The sequence below is a fragment of the Ruegeria arenilitoris genome (genome assembly GCF_013030985.1).
In the GTDB taxonomy this organism is placed as follows: domain Bacteria; phylum Pseudomonadota; class Alphaproteobacteria; order Rhodobacterales; family Rhodobacteraceae; genus Ruegeria; species Ruegeria arenilitoris_B.
The window spans coordinates 55,626-67,320 of record NZ_WPYP01000002.1; the positions used below are offsets into that span (position 1 = coordinate 55,626).

The following is an 11,695-nucleotide window of genomic DNA, read 5'->3' on the forward strand; positions in this document are numbered from 1 at the left end:
CGTCAATCCTTGCGCTTACGACCGTGACGTTTGTGCTGCACCACCTCTTGCAGGCGGTCTGCATAGACCTGACGTTCGGCATCCGTCATCGCGGTGACCCGGTCCAGCCATTCCTTCTGCAAGGCGCCTTGCAAGTCTGCCATGGCCTGCGCCTGTTGTTGCAGCAGGGCCTGAACAACCATTGGATCGAATGGCTCTGCCCGCAAGGCGGCTTCCAGCGCGGCAAAATCTTGTGACCGAAGTTTTGCCCCCTTCACATGCCGCTCGGACAATTCCCCGCGCAGGGCTTTCCGATCCTCTTTGGGCAGCGCCCGATAAATCGCCGGTCCAAACCCGGGAGGCGGCTTACCGCGATCCCCGCCCTTGATCCGGTAAACCGTGCCCAGAGCAACCCCGACAACCAAAAGGTTCAACGCCAGTGATACGGTCAAAAGAACCGTTACCCACCGTCTTTTGGGCTTGGCATTATCGCTCATTCGGCGTCCTCCAGAAATGTTGTGTCCAGGCCAAGGTCGGCGACCACAAAGCTGGTCTCTTGCGGGTAGATAATCGTCGCCGGGTCAGGCAGAAAGTCTGGCGCCGACACTCCGATCCAGACCCCTGCCGCGCTAGCCGCAACCAAGCCGCTCATGCTCTGCCAGCCTCCGATCCCGTCCAGTATCCGCGCCCAGACAGAGCGCGGCGGTGCTGCAGGTTTCAGCCGATCCAGACGCACCGCTTCGGCATCCGTCAGAATGCGCACCGACAGATCATCGGGCAGTTCGGGTCGGGTTTGCCGTGCTTGGGCAAACAACTGGTCAAGTTCCATGTCGTTCTCAGCCATCTTCGTACCCCAGTTCATCCTGTCGTCCGGCCAATATCGCCGCCAAAGCGCGTTTTCCGCGCGCGGTCAGGCTCTCCACTGCTTCCGTCGAAACGCCCATGATCCCGGCGATTTCCGGGTTGGGCAATTCCTCGATATGCCGCAAGATCACCGCCTGCCGTTGACGATCCGGCAGCTGCGATAACGCCGCCTGCAGCGCGTCCTTGCGCGCCGCGTCCTGCAAACGCTCCGCCGCGCTGAGATCGCCATCCTCGGGCTCGGGCACATCGTCCAGCCGGTCCGGCCGTTTCTTTCGCTGTACGTCCACACACAGGTTCAGCGTCACGCGGTAGAGCCAGGTTGACACCTTGGCCTGACCGGACACCCAGTTCGGTGCCATCTGCCACAACCGCATCATCGCGTCCTGCGTCACGTCTTCGGCCTCGGCCCGGTTGCCCAGCATCCGCATAGCCACCGACAAACACCGCGGCGCCAGCCGATCAGTCAATTCGCGTGCAGCGGCAGCATCGCCGTTGGCGAACTGCCGCAACAACACGTCGTCCGACATATCCGCGGCGCAAGACGCGCCACGGATTTCGTGCAGGGGGGAGGTCAGATCCTCCATCCTTCATCAGCTGTCGTCAGAGCCCGCATTGCCATGCTTTTTATGCTTCCGGCCCATCCGCTCTTTCGCATCGGTATATTCCTGTTCCGAGATCGTTCCGCTGTCATCCGCGTCAATACGGTCAAACATCTTGCCAGCGCGGCGCGGTTTGGGCAACTCGTCCTCGCTCAGAAAACCGTCCTTGTTGGCGTCTTGCCTTTCGAACATCTTGGTCACGCGGTCATTTGCTCTTTTTTGCGCAGCGGCCTGCATTTCCTCGACGCTCAGCTTACCGTCGCCATTCGTGTCGGCCTCGGTAAATTTCTGCGTCCGGTGGGCCTCCATCTCTTCCTTGGTCAGTTGACCGTCACCATTGGCATCCAGTTCCTGAAAGCTCACCGGTTCGCGATCTTTCGGCCCGGCCGCCAGAACCGAGGTGCCTGTGACTGCAACGGCCGAGATCAGGATGGCCGGAATGAATTTCGCGCTTTTCATATCGTTTTTCCTTTGTTTTGCGGCCCCATCGCCGCTGCTCACATAAGTTCAAACGGCTCGGTACGCGGGTTCCGTCGCAAATACTGGATAAATTTTGGCAACCGGTTGTAGTCAACCTAAGTCACAAAGCGCCGCACCCCCTTTTCAGCGGAACAAAACAAGCGCATTATCCTGCGCAATCGAACGCGCGAGTTTCAAAATGACAGATCAGACGATCGACACCACGACCGAGAGTGACCGTCCGACACGGCCAGCTTTGATCAAAGGGTTTCGCGGCCGTTGCCCGAAATGCGGTGAAGGCAAAATTTTGCACGGTTACCTGAAGGTCAACGATACCTGCAGCGATTGCGGGCAGGAGCTGTTTCATCACCGGGCAGATGATGGCCCGGCCTATCTGACCATTCTGCTGGTTGGTCACCTGCTGGCCCCGGCGCTGCACGTGACATATGTCGAATTTCGCCCCGAGCCCCTGACCATGTTCCTGATCTTTGCCATCGGATGCACGGCGCTGTCGCTGTTCCTTCTGCCCCGGTTGAAAGGCGCTATGATCGCCTATCAGTGGGCGCGCCGGATGCACGGGTTTGAAAAAGCATAGTGATCCGCGTGAACAGGTCGATCAGCTTATGACAGAAGACAAATCAGCGATTCGGAACGCGGCGACAGTCATCGTTCTGCGGAACCGTTTGACCGAACCGTCGATTTTGATGGGACAGCGAGGCGCAAAAGCCGTCTTCATGCCCAACAAGTTCGTGTTTCCCGGTGGCGCGGTCGATGCGGCGGACAAGGACATCCCTCTGACCGCCCCTATGCCCGAGCTTTGCCGAGAACGGCTGGACGAGAAGTCCGAACCGGGGCTTCAGACTGCGCTGGCCGCGGCAGCAATCCGCGAGTTGTGGGAAGAAACCGGGTTGATTCTGGGTGAACCCGGCACGTGGGACGACACGGTGCCCGAGGACTGGCAGGGCTTTGCCGCCATGGGCTTTCGCCCCGCTGCCGATGCCCTGCAATTTGTGTTCCGCGCGGTGACACCGCCGGGCCGCCCTCGTCGGTTCGACGCGCGGTTCTTTTTGGTCGATGCCAGCGCGATTCAGGGCGATCTGGACGACTTCAGCCGTGCCTCGGATGAGTTGTCCCACCTGCAATGGGTCCCGCTTGACCGCGCGCGCGATCTGGACCTGCCGTTTATTACCGAGGTGGTTCTGGCCGAAATCGCGGCCCGGGCTTCAAATCCCGAGCCGCCTGCGATCGTGCCACTTTACCTGCATACCGAGGAACAAAGCCTGTTTCTGCAGCTCAAAGGCTACCCGATGCCGGACGCCGACTAGGCGTCACTTCATACGGCTGATTACCGTCGTCACTTCGGGCTTTTTGCCGATCTCGGCCTTGGCGGTCTGACGCACGATGCGGCGCATGGCTTCTTCCAGCTTGTCATCGTCGCGCAAGGTCTTGGCGTCGGCGCGCATCAGGAACTGGTTCAGATCCTCCTCCAGCACTTCGACAAGCGCGGCCTTGGAGGTTCCGATCTCGGGCAAGCCCATTGTATCGCACCACGGCTCGCCCAGCGGCTCATCCTCTTCGTCCAGAATGACCGTGACCGTCACGTGCCCGTTCAGAGCCATGCGGATACGATCGCGCACGATCCCGTCCAGCGCACCGACCTTGACGGTGCCGTCCAGATAGGTTCGGCCGGTTTCGATATAGTCGGCCACCTTGGGTTCATTGCCGGTCAGGTCCAGCATCGTGCCGTTCACGGCCAAGATGCCCGTCCGTCCACCTGCTTCGGCCAGCTTGGCATGTTCACGCAGATGCCGGTGTTCGCCATGCATCGGGATCACCATCTGCGGGTCGATAAGCGCGTGCACCCTTTCAAGATCGGGGCGATTGGCGTGACCGGACACGTGGTACAGGCCCGAGCTGTCATCCACCACGTCCACGCCCTTTTCGCTGAGCTGGTTGATGATGAAGATCACACCACGCTCGTTGCCGGGGATGGTCTTGGATGAAAACAGGAACAAGTCGCCCTCTTTCAGTTCGATCCCCCGATACTTGCCACGTGCCAGTTGCGCGCTGGCGGCGCGGCGTTCGCCCTGGCTTCCGGTCACGATCAGCATCAGGTTCTGGCGCGGCAGGTCCACAGCCTCTTCCGCGCTGATGACTTTGGGGAAATCCGACAGGATGCCGGTTTCAGTCGCCGCTTCGATCATCCGCCGCATCGCACGGCCCAGCAACACGACCGAGCGCCCTGCCCGCGCGCCCGCTTCGGCCAGTGTCTTCACCCGCGCCACGTTCGAAGCAAAGGTGGTCGCGATCACCATGCCCTCGGCGCTTTCGACCAGCTTGGTGATCTCGGGGCCAACCTCGGATTCCGAGCGTCCATCATGGGGCGAAAACACATTGGTGCTGTCACAGACCAGCGCTTTGACGCCGGGTTTGGCAACCTCTGCCCACAGATCGGGATCGAAGGGTTCGCCCACCACCGGCTGCGTATCCAGCTTGAAGTCCCCGGAATGTACGATCCGGCCTTCGGGTGTGTCGATCACCAGCGCGGCGCTTTCGGGGATCGAATGCGAAACCGGCAGGAACCCGACCTTGAACGGTCCAACCGAAATCTGCTCGGGCCAGGCGGACACCGTCTGAACCGCGTCCTCCGGGTGACCATGTTCTTCCATCTTGCGGCGCGCAATATTGGCAGTGAAGGCACGCGCATAGACCGGAGCCCCCAGTGCTTCATAGCAATGCGCAACCGCGCCCACGTGATCCTCGTGCGCATGGGTGACGAACACGGCATCCAGCCGGTCAGCACGTTCCTGCAGCCATGAGATATCGGCGTGGATCAGATCGACACCGGGCGTCGTGTCCATGTCCGGAAAGGTCACCCCCAAATCGACGAGGATCAGCCGCTCCTGCCCCGGCTTGCCGTAGCCATAGACATAGGCGTTCATCCCGATTTCACCGGCACCGCCCAGCGGCAGATAGATCAGTCGTTCACTGCTCATGATGAGCCATTTTCCTTGTTATAGCGATGGATCACGGTGAGACCGTGCATCGTCAAATCGTCTTCGATTGCGTCAAACCCGACATCCGCCTGATCGAACAAAGGCGCAAGCCCGCCGGTGCCGACCACTTTCATCGGCATCCCGTATTCCTCTTTGATCCGGGCAATCAGTCCCTCGATCAAACCGGAATAGCCCCAATACACGCCGGATTGAATGCAGCCAACCGTATTCGTACCAATCACTTTTTCCGGACGGGTGATATCGATATGCGGCAGGGCCGCCGCCCCCTGGTGCAGCGCCTCAAGGCTGAGGTTCACGCCGGGCGCGATGATGCCCCCAACATAGGCCCCGTCCGAGGCGACCACGTCGAAATTCGTCGCCGTCCCGAAATCGACAACCACCACGTCACCGCCGTGACGGTCGAACGCACCGACCGCGTTGGCCAGCCGGTCGGGTCCGGGAACGGTGCCCTCGTCAACGCGCGGTGCCACGGGCAGCAGACATTCCGGCTTGCCCACAACCAAAGGGCGGCAGCCAAAGAAGCGGTCGGCAAAAATGCGCAGGTTGAACACCACGCGCGGCACGGTCGAGGCAATTACCACATCGGTGATATCTGCGTGAATCCCATAGTGTTTCACCAGCGTCGAATACCAGGTGAAATAGGCGTCCGCCGTGCGGGAATGGTGGGTCGAGGTGCGCAGCGTGCACAGGAACTTCTCGCCATCCCAAATCGAGAAAACGGTGTTGGTGTTGCCGCAGTCAATTGCCAGAAGCATCTGCGCCTCCTTCAGAAAAACACATCCGCCGCCGGAATGCTGACGCGGCCCTTGGCCGTCTTTAGGACAAGGTTGCCGTTCGAGTCCACGGTTTCAAATGTTCCCACCGTCTCAGAGGTCGAGGTCCGGGCGGTGATCACCTCGCCCAATTTGGCGGCGCGGGATAACCAGGCCGTTCGGATCGGTTCGAAACCGTAGGTGACAAATTGAGTTTCATACCCCGCATAGGCCGAGGCCAGTTCGGTCAGAAAATCCTCGGGGATGACGGCCGCACCGGTTTCAGACAGCAAAGACACGGGCCGAACGGCGCTTTGTTCGACTGCGTAGGCCGGGGGCGCCTCAGAAAGGTTCACACCGATGCCGATGGCCAGATGCGACAGCTCACGCCCCTGCCCGGTGCTTTCCAGCAGGATGCCAGCCAGCTTGCCGCCGTTCAGCAGCACGTCATTGGGCCATTTCAATGACAGCCCCGCCGCCCGACCGGTGACCGCAACGCAGGCGTCAAACAGTGCCAGCGCCGCGACAAAGCTGCGCAGCGCCGCCTGTTCCGGATTACCCTGCGGGCGCATCAACAAGGTCGCTGCCAGATTGCCCTTGGGGTTGGCCCAGGCGCGGCCTCGCCGTCCGCGCGCGGCGGTCTGATGATGCGCCATGATCCAAACCGGACCCGGTGCCGTCGGGGCAAGCCGAGCGGCCTCGTTCAGGGTGCTGTCGACCTCCTGCACAATGTGCAGGCCGTATCCTTGCGGCCAATCGGTCATGGCAAAAAGGCCCGGTCTTTTGACCGAGCCTCCTGCAATTGGATGTTAGGCAAATCAGTTGACAAGCGTTGCCGCCGCAGCAGCTGCCGCGCCTTCAATGCCGAATTGATAGAACACACCAACCAGCATCAGCGCGGCCGAGCCCATCAGCGCCACCCACAGAACCGGAGTGGAGCGCGTTTCGATTGGATCTTCGTTCTCTTCCCCGAAGTACATGTAGAACACGATCCGCAGGTAATAGAACGCACCAATCACAGATGCGATGGCCGAGACAATGACCAGCCCGGTCAGACCCGCGCCGACACCGGCCTGCCATACGCCGAACTTGGCGAAAAAGCCCAGCATCGGCGGCACACCCGCAAGGCTGAACATCAGGATCAGCACGGCCAGAGCCTTGCCGGGATCACGCTTGGAGTATTGACGCAGCGCGTCGATATCGGTGACGGGTTTGCCGTCACGCTCCATCATCAGGATGAAGGCAAAGGTGCCGATATTCATGGTCACGTAGATCGCCAGATACATTAGCATCGCCTTGATGCCCAGTTCCGTACCGGCCGCCAGACCGATCAGTGCATAGCCCATATGGGCAATCGACGAAAACGCCATCAGACGCTTGATGTTGCGCTGACCAATCGCGGCAACCGCGCCCAGCAGCATCGACAGAACGGACAGCAGAACGATCACTTGCTGCCAGTCCTTGACCACTCCGCCAAAGGCGTCGTGCATCAGGCGGGCAAACAGCGCCATCGCGGCCACTTTCGGCGCGGTGGCAAAGAAGGCAGTGATCGGCGTGGGCGAGCCTTCGTAGACGTCCGGTGTCCACATGTGGAACGGCACGGCCGAGACCTTGAATGCCAGGCCCGAGATCAGGAAGATCAGACCGAACAGCAGACCAACCGAAATGTCTCCGTGATGCACGGTCTGGATGATGCCCGAGAACAGCGTGGTTCCGGTAAAGCCATAGACCAGCGACGCGCCGTACAGCAGCAGGCCCGAGCTGAGCGCGCCCAGCACGAAGTATTTTAGACCGGCCTCGGTCGATTTCGCGCTGTCACGGCGCAAGGCGGCCACGACGTAGAGCGACAGCGATTGCAGTTCAAGCCCCATGTAAAGGGACATCAGATCACCGGCGCTGACCATCATCATCATGCCCACGGCAGCCAGAGCCACCAGCAGCGGGTATTCGAACCGCAGCAGCCCGCGGCGCGACATGTAATCCTGGCTCATTACCAGAACGGCAGCGGCGGACAGCAGGATCGCGACCTTGGCAAAGCGCGAGAACCCGTCGTCGATGAACATGCCGTTGAAGGCAACATTGACGCCGTCGCCATTTGTGGCAATCCAGATGGCCAGCAGCGCCATCAGGCCAGCGGTCGACCACACCAGGATCGGCGCCAGCGCGTCCTTCGCCGTGTAGACAGCCCCGATCAGAGCGGCCATCGCATATACGGCCAGAACGATCTCTGGCAGGATTATTGTCAGATCAGCCTGGATCATGTCTCCAAAGCCTCCTTAATGCGAAGCGGCCGTCTGGAGCGCGGCCTCAGCCGCGGCCAGAGCCGTGTCATAGTTCGAAATCAGTGCAGCGGTCGAGTTACCGATCACATCCGTGACCAGCGACGGGTAAACGCCCAGCAGAATGGTCATCACGACCAGCGGTGCGAAGATCAGCCGCTCGCGCGAGTTCATGTCGGTCATCGCCTTGAGGCTTTCCTTGATCAGATCGCCAAAGACCACTCGGCGATACAGCCACAGCGCGTAGGCCGCCGAGAAGATCACACCGGACGCCGCCACAGCGGTGACCCAGGTGTTGACCTGGAACGTGCCCATCAGGGTCAGGAATTCACCGATAAATCCAGAGGTGCCCGGCAAGCCGACATTGGCCATGGTGAACAGCATGAAGACCAGAGCATAGGCGGGCATCCGGATCACCAGACCGCCATAAGCCTCGATGTCGCGGGTGTGCATCCGGTCATAGATCACGCCAACACACAGGAAGAGCGCGGCCGAGATGAAACCGTGGCTGAGCATCTGGAAGATCGCGCCGTCGATACCCTGCTGGTTCGCCGCAAAGATACCCATGGTCACAAAGCCCATATGCGCGACCGAGGAATACGCGATCAGCTTTTTCATGTCCTCCTGCACCAGCGCCACCAACGAGGTGTAGACAACCGCGATGGCCGACATCCACAGCACCAGATCAGTCATCACCGCCGAGCCGACAGGGAACATCGGAAGGCTGAACCGCAGGAAGCCATAGCCGCCCATCTTCAGCAGGATCGCCGCCAGCACAACCGAACCCGCCGTCGGCGCCTGAACGTGCGCGTCCGGCAACCAGGTGTGCACTGGCCACATCGGCATCTTCACAGCAAACGAAGCAAAGAAAGCCAGGAACATCAGTGTCTGCATCCCGCCAACGACATAGATGCCAAGTACGCTGAACCCTTCGGACGAGAAGTGGTGGCTCATCAGAGCTTCAATGTCCGTGGTGCCCGCGTCCGAATACATGGCAACCATCGCCACCAGCATCAGCACCGAACCGAGGAAGGTGTAGAGGAAGAACTTGAAGCTGGCATAGATGCGGTCCTTGCCGCCCCAGACGCCGATGATCAGGAACATCGGGATCAGGCCTGCCTCGAAGAACAGGTAGAACAGCACCAGATCCAGCGCCATGAACACGCCCAGCATCAGCGTTTCCAGCATCAGGAAGGCGATCATGTATTCCTTGACCCGGTCCGTGACCTGCCAGCTGGCCAGAATGGTCAGCGGCATGATGAAGGTGGTCAGCAGCACGAACAGAACGCTGATGCCATCCACGCCCATCTTGTATTTCAGGCCCAGCAACCACTCACCCTCTTCCACCATCTGGAAGCCGGTGTTTGATGGGTCAAAGCCCGTATAGATGCCGATCGAGACAAGGAAGGTCACCGTGGTCGCCACGAGTGCAACCCATTTCGCGTTGCGCTGCGCGGCCACGTCATCGCCATGCAGGAACAGGGCCAGAATACCGGCCGCCACTGCGGGGATGAAGGTGACGATGGAGAGGATATTATCCATTATTGTGCGCCTCCGCCGATCGACATCCAGGTGACCAGGGCAGCGATGCCCAGAACCATCCAGAAGGCGTAAGTAAAGATGTAGCCCGTCTGCGCCTTGCCTGCGAGGCGGGTGAAGAAGGGAACAACGCCCATGGCGACACCGTTCAGGAAGCCGTCGATGGTGTTGCCATCGCCGCGTTTCCACAGGAACCGGCCAAGCGCCACGGTGGGTTTGACGAAGATCGCGTCATAGATTTCGTCAAAGTACCACTTGTTCAGCAGGAACAGGTACAGCGGCCGCTGGTTCTGTGCCAGACGTCCCGGCAGAGACGGGTTCACGATATAGAACCAGTAGGCCATGACAAAACCCAGCACCATCGCAACGAAGGGCGAAACCTTGACCCATTTCGGAGCCGCGTGTGCGTCGTCCAGAATATGGTTATCCGGCGCGATATACAGGGCACCCTCGCCCGGCTTGCCCGTGAAGACATAGTGGTGATCCCCACCATGGGCTGCCTCGTCAGCGTGCGCAGCCTCATCTCCGTGGCCGTCATCCGCTTGAGTGTCCGACGCGTGGTCATCATCCGCATGAGCCGTATCAGCATGTGCATGAGCCGTATCAGCATGTGCATCCGCCTGGCCGTGTTCGCCCGCCTCAGCATGCTCGGACGCCTCGGCAACCGGAATGCCGTAGAACTTGCCGACCTTGTCCGCGTGACCAAAGAAGTTGCCGTACCAGATCATGCCGGCAAAGACCGCACCCAGCGACAGCACGCCCAAAGGCACCAGCATGGACATCGGACTTTCATGCGCATGATCATGCGTATGCTGGTCGCCGCGTGGCTTGCCGTAGAAGGTCAGGAAAATCAGACGCCAGCTATAGAACGAGGTGAACGCAGCGGCGACCACCAGCAGCCAGAAGCCATAGGCCGACCCACCTGCATAGGCGCTCTCGATGATCGCATCCTTGGACAGGAACCCGGCGAACCCGAATGTGGTCAGCGGAATGCCAACGCCGGTGATGGCCAGCGTACCGACCATCATCGCCCAGAATGTATAGGGGATCTTTTTCCGCAGACCGCCGTATTCGGTCATCTCCTGCTCGTGGTGCATCGCATGGATCACCGAACCGGCGCCAAGGAACAGCAGCGCTTTGAAGAAGGCGTGCGTGAACAGGTGGAACATCGCCGCCGAGTACATGCCCACACCCGCAGCCACGAACATGTAGCCCAGCTGCGAACAGGTCGAATAGGCGATGACGCGCTTGATGTCGGTCTGCACCAGACCCACCGTTGCGGCAAAGAACGCGGTCGATGCACCCAGCACGGTGATGAACCCGGTGGCACCCGGTGCGAACTCCATCAGCGGCGACATGCGGCAGACCAGAAACACACCGGCGGTCACCATGGTCGCGGCGTGGATCAGTGCCGACACAGGCGTCGGGCCTTCCATCGCGTCCGGCAACCACGTGTGCAGGATCAGCTGCGCCGATTTACCCATCGCACCGATGAACAGCAACACACAGATCACCTCGATGGCGGTCCACTCACCCCACAGGAAGTGCAGCTGCGTTTCCGCCAGTTCCGGTGCCGACGCGAAGATGTCAGAGAAGTTGATGCTGTCGGTCAGGAAGAACAGCGCAAAGATCCCCAGCGCAAAACCAAAGTCACCGACCCGGTTCACCACGAAGGCCTTGATCGCAGCGGCGTTGGCAGAGGGTTTGCGGTAGTAGAACCCGATCAGCAGGTAGGACGCGACACCCACGCCTTCCCAGCCAAAGAACATCTGAACCAGGTTGTCCGATGTCACCAGCGCCAGCATGGCAAAGGTGAAGAAGGACAGATAGGCAAAGAAGCGCGGCTTATAGCTTTCACCTTCGCGCCATTGCGGGTCGTGATCCATGTACCCGAAGGAATAGAGGTGCACGAGCGCCGAGACAGTCGTCACCACGATCAGCATGATTGCTGTCAGCCGGTCCAGACGGATGCCCCATTCGGTCGATAGCGAACCGCTTTCAATGAACCGAAGTACCGGCACCGAATAGGATCCCCCGGGATAGGCCGAGGGATCAAAGCTGAAGAAAACCAGCCACGACAGCAAACAGGCCAGAAACAGCAGGCCCGTGGCGGTCCACATGGCGGCTTTCTCGCCAATGAAGCGCCAGCCAAAGCCGCAGATCAGTGCGCCCACAAGCGGGGCAAAGAGGATGGTGGTTTCCATGTT

General features: G+C 60.2%; 12 protein-coding genes. 2 read left to right on the plus strand and 10 right to left on the minus strand.

The features are described 5' to 3' along the window. Positions 1 to 2: 2 nt before the first annotated feature. The 4 genes from GOX88_RS06085 to GOX88_RS06100 are packed head-to-tail and all read right to left on the minus strand — an operon-like array spanning position 3 to position 1,901. Positions 3 to 476: a periplasmic heavy metal sensor gene (locus tag GOX88_RS06085; protein ID WP_170400310.1), complete on the minus strand. Its 474-nt coding sequence runs from the start codon at positions 474 to 476 to the stop codon at positions 3 to 5. Continuing rightward, a complete protein-coding gene (locus GOX88_RS06090) occupies positions 473 to 823 on the minus strand; it encodes a hypothetical protein (protein ID WP_254436161.1) in 351 nt (116 codons plus the stop codon). The genes GOX88_RS06085 and GOX88_RS06090 overlap by 4 nt, the downstream gene beginning before the upstream one ends. Continuing rightward, positions 816 to 1,427, minus strand: coding sequence for an RNA polymerase sigma factor (locus GOX88_RS06095; RefSeq protein WP_170400311.1), 612 nt, complete (start codon positions 1,425 to 1,427; stop codon positions 816 to 818). Before GOX88_RS06095 ends, GOX88_RS06090 begins: the two co-directional genes overlap by 8 nt. Before the next feature lie 6 nt (positions 1,428 to 1,433). Further along, positions 1,434 to 1,901: an EF-hand domain-containing protein gene (locus GOX88_RS06100; protein ID WP_170400312.1), complete on the minus strand. Its 468-nt coding sequence runs from the start codon at positions 1,899 to 1,901 to the stop codon at positions 1,434 to 1,436. A gap of 199 nt (positions 1,902 to 2,100) precedes the next feature. On the opposite strand from GOX88_RS06100, the gene GOX88_RS06105 reads away from it, so the two are divergent. Together GOX88_RS06105 and GOX88_RS06110 are read left to right on the plus strand one after the other, a co-directional pair. Next, a complete protein-coding gene (locus tag GOX88_RS06105; RefSeq protein ID WP_170400313.1) occupies positions 2,101 to 2,496 on the plus strand; it encodes a DUF983 domain-containing protein in 396 nt (131 codons plus the stop codon). A gap of 28 nt (positions 2,497 to 2,524) precedes the next feature. After that, positions 2,525 to 3,226 carry an NUDIX hydrolase gene (locus GOX88_RS06110; RefSeq protein WP_170400620.1) on the plus strand — a complete coding sequence of 234 codons (702 nt, stop codon included), beginning with the start codon at positions 2,525 to 2,527 and terminating at the stop codon, positions 3,224 to 3,226. 3 nt (positions 3,227 to 3,229) lie between these two features. Here the strand turns inward: GOX88_RS06110 and GOX88_RS06115 are convergent, their stop codons facing one another. Genes GOX88_RS06115 through nuoL form a run of 6 tightly spaced genes read right to left on the minus strand, consistent with a single transcriptional unit; the run spans position 3,230 to position 11,692 of the window. Next, a complete protein-coding gene (locus tag GOX88_RS06115; protein WP_170400314.1) occupies positions 3,230 to 4,897 on the minus strand; it encodes a ribonuclease J in 1,668 nt (555 codons plus the stop codon). Then, positions 4,894 to 5,673 (minus strand): type III pantothenate kinase, encoded by a 780-nt coding sequence (locus tag GOX88_RS06120; RefSeq protein WP_170400315.1) that lies wholly within the window; start codon positions 5,671 to 5,673, stop codon positions 4,894 to 4,896. The genes GOX88_RS06115 and GOX88_RS06120 overlap by 4 nt, the downstream gene beginning before the upstream one ends. A gap of 11 nt (positions 5,674 to 5,684) precedes the next feature. Then, entirely contained in the window at positions 5,685 to 6,434 is a 750-nt protein-coding gene (locus GOX88_RS06125) for a biotin--[acetyl-CoA-carboxylase] ligase (RefSeq protein WP_170400316.1), read from the minus strand. Positions 6,435 to 6,488: 54 nt separating this feature from the next. Beyond that, positions 6,489 to 7,931 (minus strand): NADH-quinone oxidoreductase subunit NuoN, encoded by a 1,443-nt coding sequence (nuoN, locus tag GOX88_RS06130; protein WP_170400317.1) that lies wholly within the window; start codon positions 7,929 to 7,931, stop codon positions 6,489 to 6,491. A 15-nt stretch (positions 7,932 to 7,946) separates the two neighbouring features. Next, positions 7,947 to 9,491: an NADH-quinone oxidoreductase subunit M gene (locus GOX88_RS06135; RefSeq protein WP_170400318.1), complete on the minus strand. Its 1,545-nt coding sequence runs from the start codon at positions 9,489 to 9,491 to the stop codon at positions 7,947 to 7,949. After that, positions 9,491 to 11,692: an NADH-quinone oxidoreductase subunit L gene (gene nuoL, locus GOX88_RS06140; RefSeq protein WP_170400319.1), complete on the minus strand. Its 2,202-nt coding sequence runs from the start codon at positions 11,690 to 11,692 to the stop codon at positions 9,491 to 9,493. The genes GOX88_RS06135 and nuoL overlap by 1 nt, the downstream gene beginning before the upstream one ends. Positions 11,693 to 11,695 lie beyond the last annotated feature (3 nt).